Genomic DNA, 17,167 nt, shown 5'->3' with positions numbered 1-17,167 from the left:
TCCATGGCGTCCGAACACGGCCTGTCGATCGTTGCCGTGGACCCGGCGTACACGTCGATGTGGGGCGATCAGCACTGGAAGAAGCCCCTCACCTCCAAGAAACGAAAGATGTCCCGTCACGATGCCGCTGGCATCGCGATCGGGCGACGCGCCCTCGGGCACCCGATCCGGCGACGGACGGCACCGCCCCCGCAGCACCAGAGCGATGCTGCGGGGCATCGGACCGCCCAGACCGGACCAGGAGGCACACGAGGGCGTGAGGGAACCCGCCCACCCGTCACGGAACGTGCACACGATGCACGCAGCTGGACGGGGACACAGCGAACGCGGGATACCAGCGCATCCAACACCGTTCGGGACGCGCGCAGTTCCGGGAGCTGGCAGCAAATGCCACTCCTGGACACTGTTTAGGAACGGTCTAGGCGGAGGGCTGGACGGCCTCGGCCGCCTCGTCGGCGTGGCCCGCCCTGAGCCCGGCCGCGAAGCTGCGCTGCAGGCCGTCCAGCCGGTAGCGGGTGGGCAGGTCGGCCACGGCGGGCTCGGCCACGGTCAGGAAGTGGGCCTCCACCAGCTGCTCGCAGGCGTCCTCGACCGTGGCGAAGTCCTTGCCCAGCACCGGGCACGCCAGATCGGCGTCGAACTCGAACACCGTCAGGTCGGCCAGGCAGCGCAGCACCTCGCGGGCGTCGTCGGGCAGCGCGTTGTAGGACACGGTGAAGCTGGCGCGCACGCTCAGCGAGCTGTGCGTCAGCTCGTCCAGCCGCCGCCCCTCGTCGCTGAGCCGGTCCGCGTAGCGGCGCAGCGACCAGTGGGGCCGGGCGTTGAGCCGTACCGCGGCGGCGCGCAGGGCGAGCGGCAGCCCGCCGCAGTACCGGGCGATCGCGGCGGCCGCGGCCGGCTCCTGGGTGACCCGCTCGCCGCCCAGCAGCCGGGCCAGGAGCCGCACACTGTGCCCGTGCGGCAGTTCGGCCAGGTGCAGGACGCGGGCACCGAGCGGCGTGCTGAGCCGGCCTCTGCTGGTGAGGAGCACCGCGGAGTCCCCGCTGCCCGGCAGCAGCGCCTGCACCTGCTCGTCGTCGAAGGCGTCGTCGAGCGTGATCAGCAGCCGGCGCCCGGTGAGGGCGAGCCGGTAGACCTCGGCGCGCTCGTCGGGATCGGCCGGGATCTCGTCCGGGTCCGTCCCGAGCGCGCGCAGCAGCCGTCCCAGTACCGCGTGCGGATCCGCGGGTCGTGCGCCGCTGCCGCGCAGCGCCGCGTACAACTGCCCGTCCGGGAAGGCGGACTGGAGCCGGTGCCCCAGGCGCACGGCCAGCGCGGTCTTGCCGACCCCGCCGCCGCCGACGACCAGCACGGCGGGCGGCTGGCTGGCCGAAGGGTGCGTCAGGGTCCGCTGCACCAGGTCGAGTTCGCGCTCGCGGCCGGTGAAGTCGGGGAGGTCCAGCGGCAGCATGTGCGGTACGGCGGACGGGGGCCGGGCGGGGACGGAATGCGTCCCACCGCCGTGCGGCTCCGCGCTTTGCTCGGGCATCGGGGCGGGAGCGGCCGCCTCGCCGCGCAGGATCGTCTCGTAGAGCTGCTGCACCCGCCGCGAGGGGTCGGTGCCGAGTTCCTTGGCGATCAGCCCGCGCATCGACTGGTAGTACTCCAGGGCGTCGACGCTGCGCCCCTCCAGATACAGGGCGAGCATCAGGCGTTCGCCGAGCTGCTCGGAGAGCGGGTCGGTCAGCAGGGCGGCGCGCAGCTCCGCGAGGACGGCGGCGGGGCGCTCCAGCCGGATCTCGGTGTCCGCCCATTGGCTGAGTGCCTCGTGGTGCAGCTGCCGCAGCGTCTCCCGGACCCGGGCCGCCCAGTCGCTGTGCATGCCGCCCAGCGCGTCGCCCCGCCACAGGGTCAGGGCCTGTTGGAGCAGCACGCTGCGTTCCTGGTCGCCGAGGGCCTCTTGCTGGGCGTCCTTGAGCAGGCGGCGGAACCGCACCAGGTCCACCGCACCGGGATCCGTCGAGACCAGGTAGCCGGCCGGCGACCTGACCAGGCTGATCGGCTCGGGCAGTTCCGCCGAGGCACGGGCGAGCGCACGGCGCAGCCGGGTGACGTAGGTGTGGACGACGTTGCGGACCCCGGCGGGCGGCCGCTCCCCCCACACGCGGTCGACGAGGGACTCCAGCGGCACCGGCCGCTCGGGATCGACCAGCAGGGCGCCCAGGATGCTGCGTTGCCGTGCGGGGCCGATGTCGGCCAGGGCGCTGCCCGTCCACAGTTCTATCGATCCCAGTATTCGGAGCTCCATCGAAGACCACCCGTCCCTTCCGTGGCCGGAAAACTAACTCCGGCCGGTGCAGCGCTCCTCGATTCCTGCTCTGCCGTTGCTGGGAGCCTCAGCGACTCTCAGCATTCCGGGTATTTCGGCCCGGAAGGTCCGTCACATCACCAGAGCGTGAGGGCTTCGGTTTGAGTACGGTCTCTCGTTTCTGTCTGCCGCTGGTGCGGCAGGGTTGTGCCACCTGCCCGCCCCGTCTCCGTCTTGCGGCGGGGGCGGGTGGTGCGGGTCTTGTGGTCGGCTCCACGAGGTTTCGACACCTGCTTGGGGGTGTCCCGGTCTCCGGCCGCTCCGGTACCGGTGGTGCAGGCCGCCGCGAGGGCGGCGAGGTTGCGGGCTGCGTTCGCGTCCCGGTCGAGGACGAGGCCGCAGGCCTCGCAGTGGAAGGTCCGGACATGCAGCGCCAGCTTGGCTTTCGCTACGCCGCAGCCGGAACAGGTTTTCGAGGACGGATACCAGCGGTCGGCGACCACGAGGGACGTGGCGTGGCGCTGGCGGGTTTTGTAGGTGAGCTGGCGGCGGATCTCGCCGAACCCGGCGTCAGCGATCTTCCTCGCGAGGCGCCGGTTCTTGAGCATGCCGGCGACGTTGAGGTCTTCGACCACGACCGTGCCGTACTCGGCCGCCACGATGGTGGTGAGCTTGTGCAGGGCGTCTTCGCGGAGGTTCGCTGTCCGGTGGTGGATGCGGTTGCGGGCGGTGTTGGCCTTCTCCCACCGCTTCGACGGCTTCTGTCCGGTGCGTCGGTCCGGGCCCTGGCGGCGGGAGACGGCGCGGGAGGCGCGGCGCAGCTGCCTGGCCGCGCGGTCGTAGTGCTGCGGGTTGGGCACGGTGCGGATCTCGCCCGCACTGTCGGCCATCACCGCGAGCACCTTCACACCGAGATCGATCCCCGCCACGGTATCCGGGCGGCTCACGCGGGCGATGTCCCGCTTCACCTCGGCCTGGAAGGCGACGAACCAGCGTCCCCGCTCGTGCCGGACGGTCGCGGACAGGATCCGCGCGGTCCCGGCCTGCACGCGGGCCAGGAGCTTCCCGGTGGGTTCGTGGGTGCGGATCGTGCCCAGCCGGGGCAGCGTGACATGCCGGCCGTCGACCTCCACGCGGATCGTGCCGGTCGTGAAACGGCACGTAAGACGGGCCTTCCGCTTCACCTTGAACCGGGGCGCCCCCATCCGCTTGCCCTTACGGCGTCCGTTCTTCGACCTACTGTAGTTGTCGAACGCAGCCGCCGCGTTCGCCAGACCGGTGTTGTAGGCCTCCTTGGAGTTCTCCTCCCACCAGTCGGCGAACCGCCGGTCGGTGTGCTTGGCCTCGTTGAACGCCTTCCGCAGCGACGGCAGCGACCACGGACGCCACGCCGTCAGCCCGGCCTCGCCGATGTCGTACGACTCCTCCGCCGCGCGCTGCCACCACGACGCGGTCACCCAGCCCACCGCCCAGTTATAGGCAGCCCGGGCAGCACCACAGTGCGAACGCAACGCCGCCTCCTGGACGGCGTTCGGATCCAGCGCAAACCGGTACGCCTGCACCACGAAACCCGACTGCGGCCGGAACTTCTTCACCCTGAACCCTCCCTCCCACAGGCACGCGAAACGATCACCGGTTCACCCTACCGGCCGCCACCGACAACAGCCCGAACAGCAACAGAAGTTGAGGAAAGCTGAGATTCGATGACGAAACGCGCAGCAGCTGGCAGCCCCCTCGGAGCAGTTCATTCCGCTTTTCCTCCGGTCCGGGGCCGTCGGACCTGCGCCGTTCACGGGCCGCGCACGAGCGGCACTCACGCTCCAGCGGAGCGCGAGGGGCAGGCAAGGGGAGCGGCCTAGCGTCACCTTCCGAACCGAACCAGCCACTGTCTCAAGGAGTCCCCATGGCCACCGAGGAGCACGAGTTCACTCTGCCCGGCGCGGACCTGCCGCAGCCCGACGAGGAGCTGCGCAAGCGGCGCGAGGCGGTCGTCATCGAGCACACCGTCGCCGAGGGCGCCTGGGACATCGACGGAGTGATCGCGACGTTCCCGCGCGGCGGCGTCTACCGGGTCATCCCCTTCGAGGAGTCCCCGCTGATCGGTGAAGAGGCCATCAAGAAGGGCTACTTCGCCGAACTGCAGAAGGCCTTCCCGGTCGCCGACCACAGCCTGTTCCACGTCCACCACACGCCGACCGCCGTGATCGTGGAGGCGCAGTTCCGCGCCAAGCAGGAGGCGGACTGGCGCGGCATCCCCAACCGCGGCAAGACCGTCGACGCCCCTGTGGCGATCTTCTTCCACTTCGACGGCGACGTGCTGATCGACGAGACGCTCTACTTCGACATGGCCACCTTCGCCCGTCAGCTCGCCTGACCCCTCCCGCCGGGGCGCCCGCAGCCGGCGCCCCGGAGGCCCGGGCCCCGCCCACCGCCGACCGACAAGGACCACCCATGAGCGTGTCCAGCACGGACCGGAAGAAGAAGCCGCTGCCGACCCACTCGGCCGGGGTGCGCCCGATCCTCCTCGAGGCCGCGGGCCTCACCCTGTCCGGCCTGCTGGCCGAGCCGCCCGACGGCCCGCCGCGGGCCACCGTCGTCGCCGTGCACGGCGGCGGCATGCTCGCGGGCTACTTCGACGGGCAGGTCCACCCCGACCTGTCCCTGCTCACCCTCGGCGCCCGCCTCGGCTTCACCGTGCTGGCCCTCGACCGGCCCGGCTACGGCAGGTCCGCTCAGCAGATACCCGCCGGCATGACCCTCGGCGAGCAGTCCGCCGTGCTCTGCGCCGCGCTCGACGCCTTCGCCGCACGGCATGCCCTCGGGCGGGGCTTTGTGCTGCTCGCCCACTCCTACGGCGGCAAACTCGCCCTCACGACCGTCGCGGACACCCCCGGTCTGCTCGCCCTCGACGCCTCCGGCGTCGGCCACCGTTTCAGCGTCCGGCCCACCGGTCGGCGGCTTCGCCGCAACCTCGACTGGGAGCGCAACTGGGGCCCGCTGCGCCTGTATCCGGAGGGGACCTTCCGTGCGGCCGAGGCCCTGGTCGCGCCCATGCCCGAGCGTGAGGCCTCCGAGGTGGACCTGTGGCCGGAGATGTTCGAGGACCTGGCCCCCCGGATCGACATCCCGCTGCGGCTGACCTTCGCCGAGCACGAGGGCTGGTGGGCGCACGAGGAGCAGGACCTCGACCATCTGGCCTCCCGGCTGACCAAGGCACCCGTGCTTCGGATCGGGCACCAGCCCCGCGCGGGCCACAACATCAGCCTCGGCCTGGCCGCACGCTCCTATCACCTGAGCGCGTTCGCCTTCTTCGAGGAGTGCCTGCAGGCCGCCGCGGAGACCCGTCCGTGAACCCGCACGCGCACCCCGAAGAGGCGGCATGACCGAGCCGCACGAACCGATGCCGAAGGACTGGCAGCGCGCGCCGTGTGTCGCCGCGCACCCCGACGACCCGGAGTACGGGCCCGCGAGCGCGGTCGCGCGGTGGACCGCGCAGGGCAAGTGCCTCGCCTACACCCTGATGAGCCGCGGCGAGGCCGGGAGCGCCACCATGGACCCGCAGGCCACCGCCGCGATGCGCAGCGGGGAGCAGGTGCGTGCCGCGGCCGCGGTCGGGGTGCGGGACGTGGACTTCCTCGACCACCCGGACGGCACGATCGAGTACGGCCTGCCGCTGCGCCGGGACCTGGCGCGCTCGATCCGCAGGTACCGCCCTGACGTGCTGGGCACCGTCAACTTCTACGAACGCTGACGCAGTGGCGACTGGAACACCGTTGCTCAGAGCCTGGCTGAACGCTTCCACGACCGGCCGGATCTGCGCTTGGTGAAGTGGATGTCGTTCCGCGCGCCCGGCGGCCGCTCCCGTGCCTTGTCCGCGCTGTCCAGGCGGAGCAGTCGGTCTGCCGTCATGAAGTCCTCCTGCGCTCTTGCCCCTTCTGTGCTCGTGCGACGAAGAACTCGTGCGAGGAGAGAGGCCGTCGGGCGTGCTGCCTCAGGCCGCGGCCTGTTCCTTGCGCGCCGGTGCGCCGCCGGACTCGACCTCCACCGACTCGACGCCTGGTGGACCGAAACGCAGATCGGCACCACCCACGTCAGCCGCTTCGAGCGTCTTGGCCCGGAACTGACCGCCTGAACATCGAATCCGCCAACAAGGTCCTTCAGGCCGGGCAGTTCACAGCTCTGTCTTCGAACCGGGCTACAAGAGCGCTCCGGGCGGCGACCACGCGGCCGACGGCAACGCGGCGTCCAGGCGGACCGGTTCGGTGCCCACCGCCGAGACCAGGGCGTCCAGGCGGGAATCGGTCAGGTCCGTGACGTAGAGGTCCTCGAAGCGCAGAGGCGCCCCGTCCGCCCGACCCTCGAGCGGAAGCTCCGAGAGGTCGAGACGGCCGAGCGCGTCCAGATCCGTCCTGCCGATCTTGATCAGCGCCTCCTTGCGTACCCACTGACGCAGGAAGGCGCGGCCGGGGTCCGCGTCCGCGGTCACCAGGGCACGCTCGGCGGCGGTGAGCGCACGGTCCATGACCGCGGGGTCGTGGGCGCGCCCCAGACGCTCCATGTCGATGCCCACCGGGACATGACCGGCGGCCGCGGCCACCACGCCGTCGGCATGGGAGAGGCTCAGATGCACGTCAGGACGGCCCGCGAGCAGCGGCCTGCCGTGGTCGGTCCCGTGGCACGTCGGGCAGCGCTGGGCGAAGGGCACCTCGGCCGGGGCGACGCCCAGCAGCCACCCCGCGCAGAACCGGACCAGGACGTGCGCGGCGAGGAAGTCCCGGCGTGCCGGCTCCCGGCGGAACCGCGCGAGGCGCCCCCGTTCCCGGTCGTTCAGCAGGTGCCACCCCGCCGCCGGATGCCGCAGCACCTCGTCAGTGCCCGCGGCCACGGCCACCGGACCGTCCGTGCCAGCCATCTTCACGGCGCGGGTCGCCGTCAGCGGCCGTCGACGCCGGCCAGGACGCGGTCCACCAACTCGCCGACGGTGACCCCGGCCAGTTCGGCGCGCCGGATGTCCACACCGTACTCACGCTTGACCGTGACCATCAGGTCGGCGAGATCGAGCGAGTCGATCTCCAGCGTGTCGATGACGGTCTCCGCAGAGGTGGCTTCCTCCGGAATTCCGAGGGCGACGAGTTCGGTGCGGAGCAGCCCGTGCACGGACTCCGCGGTCACCTCAGTGGACTGGGACATGGAGTTCTCCTCATGGTTGCTCGGAAAGCGAGCCGCAGGCGGTGCGGGTGCGCATTCACACTCTCTCCAGTCGCACTCGACAAATCCTTGAACGGCACTGGAAGAATGCTTGAGGAATTCCCGAAAAATGCTGGAATTGCGCTCGCGGTCAGAGGAGGAGGCGGTGCATGTAATCCGGGGTGCGCCGGAGAATCCGGTCGGGGTCGAGGGGGAGCGTGATTCCGCCCCGCATCCCTTGAAGTCGGCTATGACCTGCAAAAACGCCGCTGCGTCCAGGGTTCGGGCAGGCCATGACGAGCACCCGGAAAAAACCGGAACGCGCGGTTGCGGCAAGGGGCGGGCCTTTTCTTTGACCTGTGTGATTTCCCACTGTTGCACCGGCTCGCCGCGGTGTCCAGATCCGGGCCGCAGGCCCGGAAAGCGCCCGTCGGGAGAGTATTGCCTGCGCGGATCGGCCCGCGTATTGTCGGTGCAATGCATGATGACGTCGTAATCACAGGCATAGGTGCGCTGACTCCGGTCGGAAATGACCGGGAGAGCAGCTGGGAAGCGATCGTGGCGGGCCGGTCGGGCATCGCGCCCATCACCGCTTTCGATCCCACAGGACTGGACACCCGAATCGCCGGCGAAGTGAAGTCGTTCCAGCCTGCCGAGCATTTTGACGCCAAGCGCACCCGGCGCATCTCCCGGTTCACGGCGTTCGCCGTCGTGGCGGCGCGCGAGGCGGTGGCCGACGCGAAGCTGGATATCGACGACGACAACCGGGACCGGGTGTCGGTCGTGGTGAACGCCGGGGTGGCGGGCTTCGACACCATCGAGGCGGCCACCCGGCTGCTGGTCGACGGCCGGGAGCCGAGCTCCTACTTCGTGCCCTACTCGCTGACGAACATGCCCAGTTGCGAGGTGGCGATCGACCTCGGCATCCACGGCCCGGTCAACGCCAACGCGCTGGCCTGTGCGAGCGGCCTGTACGCGCTGCTGGACGCGCGGCGCCTGATCCTCTCCGGCGAGGCGGACGTGGTCGTCTGCGGCGGCACCGACGCGGGGATCACGCGGTCCTTCATGAACGGCCTGTCCACCATAGGTGCGCTCTCCCGGCGCAACGACGACCCCACCCGGGCGAGCCGTCCCTTCGACGTGGACAGGGAAGGCTTCGTGCTGGGCGAGGGGGCGGTGGTCATGGTCCTGGAGTCCGCCGAGCACGCCCGCCGGCGCGGGGCCACCCCGTACGCCGCCGTCAGCGGTGGCGCGTTGACCTGTGACGCCTTCCACGTCACCGCCCCGAACCCGACGGGCGAGTACGCCACGGCCGCGATCAGGACCGCCGTCCAGCGGGCCGGGATCGCACCCGAGGACCTCGACTACATCTGCGCCCACGGCACGTCCACCAAGGCCAACGACCGCACCGAGACCGCGGCCATCCGCGCGGCGCTCGGCGCGGCGACGGACCGGATCGCCGTGAGCAGCCCGAAGTCGAGCGTCGGCCATCTGGTCGGCGGCGCGGGCGCCTTGGGCGCGATGGTGTGCGCCATGGCGATCCGTGACGGCGTTGTGCCGCCCACGATCAATCTGGACTCGCCCGACCCCGAGTGCGACCTGGACCATGTGCCCAACGTGGCGCGGCGGATGCCCGTGCGGACGGCGATGGCGAACGCCTTCGGGTTCGGCGGCCAGAACTGCGTCGCGGTGTTCAGCGCCCCCGAGCCCGCCTGAGGACTTCCCGGCCCCCGGGTCCGACAACGCCCAGGAGGCCCTGCCGGGCCTCGTCCGGTCCGGCCTGGTCACCGGCGCCCTGGTGACCGTGGGCCTGATCTTCACCCTCCGGATCAGACGCACAGCCCGCGAACTCCTGCTCGCCGGGGCGGTCAGCGCTCTGATCGCCTTCCTCCTCTTCCTCGCATGGAACGTCGACGCGCCCTTCGGCCGGGAGACGGCGGACCGCGTCGACACCTTCCAGACCCTGCGCTGACGTCGCAGCCTGCGCTGCCGTACGGGCAGCGACGTGTCCCTGATCGTCTGACGCGGGTCGATGTCCTCGTCGTGCCGGCGCCGCAGGATCGCGGTCGCCGCCCGTACGCCGGACTCATACGAGCGGAGCCCCGTACGCGTGCTCTCGCCCGAGCACGAGGTTGTCTGCCACGCCGTCGACACGTGCCGGCCTGCTGCAGCACGCGAGCGAACTCGCCGCATCCGGTGCCGTGTTCTCGCTCACCGAGCGCCGGATCAGCCGACTCACGGGCTTCCCGACCGTCGTCGAACTCCCCTCCGCGCGGGCCGCCCGGCCCGCGGCCTTCGACTTCACCGGCGAACAACTGCTGTTCTCCGTCCCGCCCGAGGTGCGGGAGGGCTGCGACCGCGTCATGCGGCAGGCCGGGATCACCCGCACCGCGCCACCGCTCGGAGCCCGGGCCCTGGCGGTCGGCCGGCTCACCGCTCTGGACGCACTGCCGATCGGCGCCCACGTGCCCCGGCTGCCCCAGGGTGACCTGCTGCGCACGGTGGCCCCGTGCACCTCGACGGTTCCGGTCCGCTGTGCACTCACGGGCATGGTCGACTACTTCCTGCGCGGCACCGGACCGCAGTCGTACGCCACTGGTGCAGATCGGCTTCGCGCCGCTGGAGACGCTGTTGCCGAACCAGCTGCGCACCGGCAGGCTCGACGTCCGATGGCACACCGGGCACTTCGGGGGCGCCACCGCCGATGCCGTCCTGCCGATGGTGCGCCGGGGCGAGGAACCTCAACTCGCCCTGTCCTGCGCCACGTCCGGGGTCAGCGATGCGGACGCCCGGGCCCTCGCCGAGACCGTCCGCATCGGCCTGCGTCGGCTGGTCACGCTCGACGAGCACGCGCCACCGGACCGGATGACGCTGCCGCGGAGTCCGGGCTCTTCGGAGCCGCTGGCCTGATCGATGCTCCGGGCCCCAAGACCGGGGCCCGCTGCGAACCATCCCCCGGCGCAGGCCTCGACGCCCGGCGCAGCGAGCACCTCGGGCGGCACTTCGCACGTGCGGCGCCGTCCTGCGACTCAAGGAAGGCTCGACCGCCGGCTGCTTCGATGAACGCCTCAGGAACAGAGCAGCCGGCCGTCACCGGCTCGATGCCCACACCGTGCGGGACCGGAGGGAACTGCTCGCCCGTGACGAACCGGAATCTCGTGCCCGGCCGACCGAGCGGCGCGCGCCAGAGGAATCAGGGGATGGACGTGCCCGAAGTCGCCGATGCTCGTGAAAGGGATCCTCATGCCGGTCACCCATATCCCTGCCGATGACCGAATATCTAGCATCGATTGAAAATCGAGTGCTGATAACCTCTTTGTGTGCACGCGGCCTTAACGGCCAAACCAATCTCTTTGGGGTGACTAGGACATGGGAACCGTCGGACTGGCACGCACCCAGTTCGCCTTAACGGTGGGAGTGCACTACCTGCTCGTCGCACTGACCCTCGGACTCGTGGTCATGGTGGCGATCTGCCACACCCGCTGGGTCCGCACGGGCGACCCGGCGCTCCGGCAGGCCACGAAGTACTGGGGCACGCTCTACGTCATCAACTACGCGGTCGGCATCGGCGCGGGCATCGCCATGGAGTACCAACTCAGCGCCAACTGGTCGGGCTTGGAGAACATGGGCGCCGGAGTGTTCGGCGCGCCGCTCGCCGTGGAGACTGTGGTCGCGTTCTTCGTGGAGTCGACCTTTCTCGCGCTGTGGATCTTCGGCTGGCAGCGACTGCCCGCGAAGGCGCATCTGGCCTGCATCTGGATCGTCGCCGCGGCCGCATACCTCTCCGTCATCTGGGCGCTGCTGGCCAACGGCTTCATGAACAACCCCGTCGCGTACGAGATGCGCGACAACACCCTCCAACTGACCGACCCGCTCGCCCTGTTCACCAACCCCAATGCGTGGATCGCCATCCTGCACATCACCGGCGGGGCCGCCGCGGTCGGCGGATTCTTCATGCTCGGTGTCTCGGTGCTGCTGCGCGGGCGTGGCCGGGCCGACGACACGTTCGTACGGCACTCGATGCGCATGGGCGCCCACGCGGGCTTCTGGGGCGCCATGCTGGTCGGCGGCAGCGGTGCGATGCAGATCGAGCGGATCGGCGTGCAGCAGCCGATCAAGCAGGCGCTGCTGGACGGCAACAGTGACCGGATCGCCGCGTTCCAGCGGGAGCTGACGGAGCGTTTCGGGGATGCCGGGCTGCCGCCGGGGCCACTGGTGCAGTTCAGCGCCTACACGATGATGGCCGTCGGATTCGTTTTGCTACTCGTCTCCCTGTGGACGCTGATCGCACTGCGCGGCGACCGGATGCTCACGTCAAAGCCGCTGCATCGAGTGCTGCGGATCGCCATGGTGCTGCCCTTCGTGGCGAACATCGCCGGCTGGCTGGTACGCGAGATCGGCCGGCAGCCGTTCGTCATCGACGACATCCTCACCACCCGACAGGCCTTGACTCCCTCGCTCACCACCACCCAACTGACCGTCTCCCTGGTGGTGCTGGGGGCGATCGTCACGACCCTGCTGATCCTCGACTGGTGGCTGCTCGGCAAAGCGGCGATGCGCGGCCCCGCGCAGGCCGATCTATGGGCACAGGAGTCCGGCTCCGGCGAACGCCCCGATCCCGGCGGCACACTCGACGACGAGCGCGACAGCGTCCTGCTCTAGAGCCTGTCCGGCGGATCAGGTCGCACCATGGTGGCCCGCGCCTTTCTGTACTGGTGAGCGGGGTCTGGTGCGTGCAGCTGCAAGGCGGAGGAGGGCGTCCACGCGGAGCGTCGACAACCGACGACAACGCGGCAGATGTGCGTGCCGCAGTTACATCAGCTGCTCCGCAGCGGGCCGCGACCGCAACAAGATCCGCCGGACAGGCCCTGGAGCCTGCCGATCACGGCGATCGCCGACTCCGTCCCGGCTCGTTTCGTCCCGCATCTCACGCTGCAAAGGAGCAACACCGGCCATGAGTTACCCGACCTTGTGGACCATCGGGTTCATCGCCTTGTTCGCCGGCTATCTGACGCTCGCCGGAACCAACTACGGAGTGGGCTCGACCCTATTGTTCACGGCTCGTGGCGACCGGGAACGCCGTCAGGTGCTCGGCGGCCTCGGCCCGTTCCTGCTCGCCAACGAGTCCTGGCTGCTGGTCTCCCTCGGCATCCTGGTGGGCACCGTGCCGGGCCTGGAGACCCAACTCCTGGTCGGTGCCGCGCCGTTCGCCCTGCTGGCCATGACCGGCGCACTGGTCCTCACCAGCGCCGTGATGCTCCGCAGCCGGCACCCCGAGGCCACCGTGCGCAGGCGGTGGGACGGCGTGATCTGCGCGGCCGGCGCGGCGGCGGCGTTCGGCTGGGGAGCATTCCTGGTCGCCGTCGCCGGGTCGCTCGACCTCGACGGCAGCGGCCATGTCCTGGGCAGCGGCGCGGCGTTCACCCCGTACGCCCTGCTCGGCGGGGTGAGTGCCGTCGCGCTGCTCGGTGCGCACGGCTGCGCCTTCACGGCCGCCCGCACCACCGGGGCGGTCGCCGCCCGCGCCACCGTGCTCGCCCGGCGGCTGTGCGGCGTCGGCTGCCTGCTCGTCGCCCTGACCGGCCTCGCCTCCTGGGCCGGCGGGCACACCAACGGGGCGGCGCTGCACCGGCCGGCCCTCGCGCTGCTGCTGCTCGCGCTCGCCGTGCTCGCCCTGCCGCCGGCCGTCCGCGCGCTGTCCGCCGGACAGCCCTGGCGGGCGTACGCAGCCACGGCCGTCGCGGTGGGGCTCGCGCCGATCGCCGTGTTCGCCGCCAAGTACCCGTATCTGGCGACCCCCGCGCGGTCCGGAGTGCGGGCCGTCGCAGTCCAGGACCTCGCCGCGGACAACACCGCACTGGCACTGATCACATGGACCGCGGGCCCGGTCCTGGTGCTGGTGATCGCCGTACAACTGCGGATGTGGTGGCTGCTGCGCGCACCCGCGGACCGGTCCACGTCACCCGCCTTCCACTGACGCCCCGGGGGACGCATGAAGCACGGACCGCTCGACCCCGAACTGGTGCGGATCCAACCGCGCGTGAAGGTGTTCCTCCTGGTGTGCACGGTCGGTGCGGCGCTCGGCGGCGCGCTGGTCGTCGCCCAGTCGCTGCTCCTCGCCCAGGTACTCGCCGCCCTCTTCGACGGCGGCTCCCGCGAGGCCTTCGCCACGGTGCCGATGCCCCTGATCGCCGGGGTCGTCGCGGCCCGGTGCGGGCTCGTCTGGTGGGAGCGCTGGTATCCGGCGCGGGAGGCGACGCGGGTGCAGCAGGCGTTGCGCGGAGAGCTGGTCGAGGCCGCGGGCCGGGGCCGGATCCGGGGCGCGGGTCCGCCGCCCGCCGCCGTGGTGGCCGTGCTGACGCGCGGCGCGGACGCGCTGGACGGCTACGTCTCGGGCGCTGTGGCCGTGCTGCCGCATGCCGTCGTGGTGCCGCCCGCCGTCGTGTGCACGCTGCTGCTCCTCGATGTGCCCTCCGGGCTCACCGTGCTGATCACCCTCCCCTTCGTCCCGCTGGTGCTCGCCGTCGTCGGACTGCACACCAAGGCGCGTACCGAGCGGCACTGGAACGTGCTGTTGCGCCTGGGCGAGCGCTTCCGTCAGGCGGTCTGCGGACTCACCACCCTGCGGGTGTTCGGGCGGCAGGACGACGCGGCCCGGCGGATCCGCGCGGCCTGTACCGAGCACCGGGTGGTCACGATGGCCACCCTGCGGCAGGCGTTCCTGTCGTCCTTCGTCCTCGAGACCATGACCACCCTGGCCGTCGCCCTGATCGCGGTGCCGGTCGGCTTCCGGCTGCTCGCCGGGGACATGCCGCTCACCGCGGGCCTCGCCGTCCTGCTGCTCACACCCGAGGCGTACCGCCCCCTGCGCTCCCTGGCGCTGCGCTTCCATGCGAGCCAGGAGGGCCGGGCCGTACTCGACCAAGCCCGCCGGATCAGGGCGGCCGCCCCCGTGCCGACGCGGCCCGCCGCGTCCGGACCGCACCCGGTGCCCATGCCCAGCCCGGCCCGGACCCCTGTCGTCCTGGACCGCCTGACGGTCGGGTTCCCGGGCGGCCCTCCCGCGCTGACCGAGGTGTCGCTGACGCTCGAACCCGGCCGCTGCCATGCGCTGACCGGGCCCAGCGGCGCGGGCAAGAGCACACTGCTGCGCACCCTCGCCGGCCAGCTCACACCGCTCGACGGCGAGATCCGCATCGGGTCCCACCCGCTGCCGTACGTCCCCGGCGCCGCGTGGACCGACGCGCTCGGGGTGGTGCCGCAGCGGCCGCACCTGTTCGCCATGTCCCTCGCGGACAACGTCCGCCTCGGCCGCCCCGACGCCGGCCCCGAAGAGGTGTGGCAGGCGCTGGCCGCGGCGGGGGCCGCCGACTTCGTGGCGGCGCTGCCCGACGGCCCGGCGACCCCGCTCGGCGACGGCGGCGCCGTGCTCAGCGCCGGTGAACGGCAACGGATCGCGCTGGCCCGCGCCCTGCTGCGCAAGCCGGCGCTGCTGCTCCTCGACGAGCCCACCGCGCGTCTCGACGGGGAGACGGAGCAGCGGGTGCTCGACGCCCTGCGCGCCCTCGCCGGGAACGAGCGCACCACCGTGCTGGTGGTCACCCATCGCCCCCGGGTCATGGAACACGCGGACACGGTGTTCCACGCCGCTCACGGCTCGGTCGACGTCCAGCCGCGCCTGCTGGAAGGACAGCCGACATGGTGAGGCGTTCAGCCCCCGCACTGCTACGGACCCGCCTGGTCCTCGCGGCCCTCGCGACTGCGCTGTGCGAGGCGTCGGCGGTGGCCCTGACCGCCACCGCTGCCTGGCTCATCTGCCGGGCCTCCGAGCAACCCCCGCTCGCCGCCCTGTCGTTGGCGGTGGTCGCGGTCCGCGCCCTGGCGATCGTGCGCGGCACGCTGCGCTACGGCGAGCGGCTGGCCGGACATGACGCGGCGCTGCGGATCATGGAGCGGGTGCGCGGCCGGTTCTTCGACGCCCTGGAGCCGCTGGCCCCCTCCGGGCAGCCCGCGTTCCGCCGCGGCGACCTGCTCACCCGGCTGCTCGCGGACGTGGAGGCGGTGCAGGACCTGGTGATCCGGGTGGTACTGCCCGGACTCGCGGCGCTCACGGTCGGCGCCGGTGTCACCGCCTGGGTCTGGCTGCAACTGCCTGCGGCCGGTGCCGCGTTGGGCTGCGGCCTGCTGGTGGGATCGGTACTGCTGCCGGTGGCGGCGGCTGTCGCCCTGGACCAGGCGCGGGTACGCCTGGTGCGGGCCCGCGGCACGCTGGCGGTGCGCAGCGTGGACATCATCGAGGGGGCCGAGGACCTCGCGGTCTGCGGGGCGTCGGCCGCCGCCACCGAGCGCGAGCGCGCCGCCGCGCGGACCGTCGCACGGCTGGAACGCTCGGTGGCGCTGCGCGGGGCCACCGCCGGCGCCGCGGGGCTCCTGGTCCGGCTGGTGACGACCGGCGCGGTGGCGGTGCTCGCCGCGAGGGCCCAGGACGCCGGGCGGCTCGGCCCGGTCACCGTCGCCGTCCTCACCCTGACCGCGCTCGCCGCCGTGGAGACGAGCACTCCCGTGCAGGCTGCGGCGGAGCGGTTCGGTGAGCTCGGCCATGGGCTGCGGCGGTTGCGGGAAGTACTGCGCGCCCGCCCGCCCGTGCCCGAACCCGCGCACCCGCGCACGGTGCCCGCGGGCCCTCTCACCTTGGAGTTCAACGAGGTCACCGTGGTGCCCCCGGGAGCCTCCCGGGCGGCCCTGAGCGGATTCGGCCTGTCACTGACCCCGGGGCGCAAGATCGCCCTGGTCGGGCCGAGCGGCGCGGGCAAGAGCACCGTGCTCGCCGCCGCGCTGGGGTTCGTCCGCCCCAGGGCGGGACAGGTGACGCTGAACGGTGTGCCGGTTGAGCGGATAGCGGGCCGGCAGCTGCGGCCCGCTCTCGTGTGCGGGCTCACACAGGAGCACTACGTCTTCGCCGGCACGGTCCGCTCCGTGCTCAGGGTCGGCCGACCGGACGCCGAAGACGCCGAGCTGTGGTCCGCCCTCGAGCAGGCGGGTGCCGCCGCGTGGGTCCGTGCCCTGCCGAGCGGCCTGGACACCGAAGTACGGGACGACGCGGCCGAGTTGGCGGGCGGCCAGCGCCAGCGACTGGCGCTCGCTGCGGCCCTGCTCGCCGATCCCCGCGTCCTCGTTCTGGACGAACCCACCGAGTCCGTCGATCCCCGGACGGCCGACGCCCTGCTCCGCGACACCCTGGCCGCGGCGGGCGACCGGGCCCTGCTCCTGGTCAGCCACCGCCTCTGCGGCCTCGAGTCCGCCGACGAGATCGTGGTGCTGCGCGCGGGGCACGTCGTCCAGCGCGGCAGCCACACCGAACTCCTCGCTCAGCAGGGCTACTACCGCGACCAGTACACCGCCGAACGCGAGGCCGAGCAGCGCACGGCGCCCGGGCTCACCGTGCGGTGAGCCCGGGCGCCGTACAGCAGCGGGCACGCGGGGAGCGGGCCCGCCCGCCTCAATGCGCTGTCGGGCATCCTGTTCGTGCTGTACACCCTGCTCCGCAGGAGTCCGATTCCTCTCCAGCCTGAAGGCCGGGAACATCCTCGGAGGAACCCGGTGATGCGCGAGGGATTCTACGCATCTCCTGCCGGACCGGCGCTCCAGCCCGCTTCTAGGTCGGGCTGGTCAACTTGGGGCAATGCATGGGAT

15 protein-coding genes and 1 pseudogene are annotated in these 17,167 nt (G+C 71.8%); 11 read left to right on the top strand and 5 right to left on the bottom strand.

The features are described from left to right. Positions 1–411, top strand: a pseudogene (locus ACFY2Z_RS30110) (IS200/IS605 family accessory protein TnpB-related protein); the annotation flags it as partial. A 7-nt stretch (positions 412–418) separates the two neighbouring features. Here the strand turns inward: ACFY2Z_RS30110 and ACFY2Z_RS30105 are convergent. Both ACFY2Z_RS30105 and tnpB read right to left on the bottom strand, forming a co-directional pair. Further along, positions 419–2,287, bottom strand: a complete 1,869-nt coding sequence (locus ACFY2Z_RS30105; RefSeq protein ID WP_390747232.1) for a BTAD domain-containing putative transcriptional regulator — start codon at positions 2,285–2,287, stop codon at positions 419–421. A 137-nt stretch (positions 2,288–2,424) separates the two neighbouring features. Then, on the bottom strand, positions 2,425–3,882 hold the full coding sequence (tnpB, locus tag ACFY2Z_RS30100) for an IS607 family element RNA-guided endonuclease TnpB (protein ID WP_390747231.1): 1,458 nt from the start codon (positions 3,880–3,882) through the stop codon (positions 2,425–2,427). Positions 3,883–4,190: 308 nt separating this feature from the next. Between tnpB and ACFY2Z_RS30095 the strand changes: the two genes are divergently transcribed. The 3 genes from ACFY2Z_RS30095 to ACFY2Z_RS30085 all read left to right on the top strand — a co-directional run bounded on the left by ACFY2Z_RS30095 (position 4,191) and on the right by ACFY2Z_RS30085 (position 6,038). Next, positions 4,191–4,661, top strand: coding sequence for a nuclear transport factor 2 family protein (locus ACFY2Z_RS30095; protein WP_055705649.1), 471 nt, complete (start codon positions 4,191–4,193; stop codon positions 4,659–4,661). A gap of 77 nt (positions 4,662–4,738) precedes the next feature. Further along, positions 4,739–5,638 (top strand): alpha/beta hydrolase, encoded by a 900-nt coding sequence (locus ACFY2Z_RS30090; RefSeq protein WP_390747230.1) that lies wholly within the window; start codon positions 4,739–4,741, stop codon positions 5,636–5,638. Between the two features lie 28 nt (positions 5,639–5,666). Continuing rightward, entirely contained in the window at positions 5,667–6,038 is a 372-nt protein-coding gene (locus ACFY2Z_RS30085; RefSeq protein ID WP_390747229.1) for a PIG-L deacetylase family protein, read from the top strand. Between the two features lie 26 nt (positions 6,039–6,064). Here ACFY2Z_RS30085 and ACFY2Z_RS30080 read toward each other — a convergent pair whose 3' ends face one another. From ACFY2Z_RS30080 to ACFY2Z_RS30070, 3 genes are all read right to left on the bottom strand, one after another. Next, positions 6,065–6,196 (bottom strand): hypothetical protein, encoded by a 132-nt coding sequence (locus ACFY2Z_RS30080; RefSeq protein ID WP_390747228.1) that lies wholly within the window; start codon positions 6,194–6,196, stop codon positions 6,065–6,067. Positions 6,197–6,482: 286 nt separating this feature from the next. Then, positions 6,483–7,172: a 4'-phosphopantetheinyl transferase family protein gene (locus ACFY2Z_RS30075; protein ID WP_390747227.1), complete on the bottom strand. Its 690-nt coding sequence runs from the start codon at positions 7,170–7,172 to the stop codon at positions 6,483–6,485. A 47-nt stretch (positions 7,173–7,219) separates the two neighbouring features. Next, positions 7,220–7,477, bottom strand: a complete 258-nt coding sequence (locus ACFY2Z_RS30070) for an acyl carrier protein (protein WP_390747226.1) — start codon at positions 7,475–7,477, stop codon at positions 7,220–7,222. A gap of 474 nt (positions 7,478–7,951) precedes the next feature. Here ACFY2Z_RS30070 and fabF point away from each other — a divergent pair, with 474 nt between their 5' ends. The 7 genes from fabF (at position 7,952) to cydC (ending at position 16,924) form a co-directional block, all read left to right on the top strand. After that, positions 7,952–9,190: a beta-ketoacyl-ACP synthase II gene (gene fabF / locus ACFY2Z_RS30065; protein WP_390747225.1), complete on the top strand. Its 1,239-nt coding sequence runs from the start codon at positions 7,952–7,954 to the stop codon at positions 9,188–9,190. Between the two features lie 82 nt (positions 9,191–9,272). Further along, positions 9,273–9,446: a hypothetical protein gene (locus tag ACFY2Z_RS30060; RefSeq protein WP_390747224.1), complete on the top strand. Its 174-nt coding sequence runs from the start codon at positions 9,273–9,275 to the stop codon at positions 9,444–9,446. Positions 9,447–10,072: 626 nt separating this feature from the next. Then, entirely contained in the window at positions 10,073–10,384 is a 312-nt protein-coding gene (locus ACFY2Z_RS30055) for a hypothetical protein (protein ID WP_390747223.1), read from the top strand. Between the two features lie 459 nt (positions 10,385–10,843). Beyond that, on the top strand, positions 10,844–12,136 hold the full coding sequence (locus ACFY2Z_RS30050) for a cytochrome ubiquinol oxidase subunit I (protein ID WP_390747222.1): 1,293 nt from the start codon (positions 10,844–10,846) through the stop codon (positions 12,134–12,136). Between the two features lie 292 nt (positions 12,137–12,428). Further along, positions 12,429–13,451, top strand: coding sequence for a cytochrome d ubiquinol oxidase subunit II (locus ACFY2Z_RS30045; RefSeq protein WP_390747221.1), 1,023 nt, complete (start codon positions 12,429–12,431; stop codon positions 13,449–13,451). Between the two features lie 15 nt (positions 13,452–13,466). Continuing rightward, the gene (cydD, locus tag ACFY2Z_RS30040; protein ID WP_390747220.1) at positions 13,467–15,179 is read left to right on the top strand and encodes a thiol reductant ABC exporter subunit CydD; all 1,713 of its coding nucleotides are present in this window, start codon (positions 13,467–13,469) and stop codon (positions 15,177–15,179) included. Next, on the top strand, positions 15,173–16,924 hold the full coding sequence (gene cydC / locus ACFY2Z_RS30035) for a thiol reductant ABC exporter subunit CydC (protein WP_390747219.1): 1,752 nt from the start codon (positions 15,173–15,175) through the stop codon (positions 16,922–16,924). The genes cydD and cydC overlap by 7 nt, the downstream gene beginning before the upstream one ends. The last annotated feature ends 243 nt before the right edge of the window (positions 16,925–17,167 follow it).

This window comes from Streptomyces sp. NPDC001222, assembly GCF_042896945.1.
Taxonomy (GTDB): domain Bacteria; phylum Actinomycetota; class Actinomycetes; order Streptomycetales; family Streptomycetaceae; genus Streptomyces; species Streptomyces gibsoniae.
This window is presented reverse-complemented; position numbering and strand designations above follow the sequence as displayed.

Excerpts from the sequence above, each read along its gene's own strand:
- ACFY2Z_RS30105 (WP_390747232.1), bottom strand. The coding sequence starts at position 2,287 with ATGGAGCTCCGAATACTGGGATCGATAGAACTGTGGACGGGCAGCGCC.
- ACFY2Z_RS30095 (WP_055705649.1), top strand. The coding sequence starts at position 4,191 with ATGGCCACCGAGGAGCACGAGTTCACTCTGCCCGGCGCGGACCTGCCG.
- ACFY2Z_RS30090 (WP_390747230.1), top strand. The coding sequence starts at position 4,739 with ATGAGCGTGTCCAGCACGGACCGGAAGAAGAAGCCGCTGCCGACCCAC.
- ACFY2Z_RS30085 (WP_390747229.1), top strand. The coding sequence starts at position 5,667 with ATGACCGAGCCGCACGAACCGATGCCGAAGGACTGGCAGCGCGCGCCG.
- ACFY2Z_RS30080 (WP_390747228.1), bottom strand. The coding sequence starts at position 6,196 with ATGACGGCAGACCGACTGCTCCGCCTGGACAGCGCGGACAAGGCACGG.
- ACFY2Z_RS30070 (WP_390747226.1), bottom strand. The coding sequence starts at position 7,477 with ATGTCCCAGTCCACTGAGGTGACCGCGGAGTCCGTGCACGGGCTGCTC.
- fabF (WP_390747225.1), top strand. The coding sequence starts at position 7,952 with ATGCATGATGACGTCGTAATCACAGGCATAGGTGCGCTGACTCCGGTC.
- ACFY2Z_RS30050 (WP_390747222.1), top strand. The coding sequence starts at position 10,844 with ATGGGAACCGTCGGACTGGCACGCACCCAGTTCGCCTTAACGGTGGGA.
- ACFY2Z_RS30045 (WP_390747221.1), top strand. The coding sequence starts at position 12,429 with ATGAGTTACCCGACCTTGTGGACCATCGGGTTCATCGCCTTGTTCGCC.
- cydD (WP_390747220.1), top strand. The coding sequence starts at position 13,467 with ATGAAGCACGGACCGCTCGACCCCGAACTGGTGCGGATCCAACCGCGC.
- cydC (WP_390747219.1), top strand. The coding sequence starts at position 15,173 with ATGGTGAGGCGTTCAGCCCCCGCACTGCTACGGACCCGCCTGGTCCTC.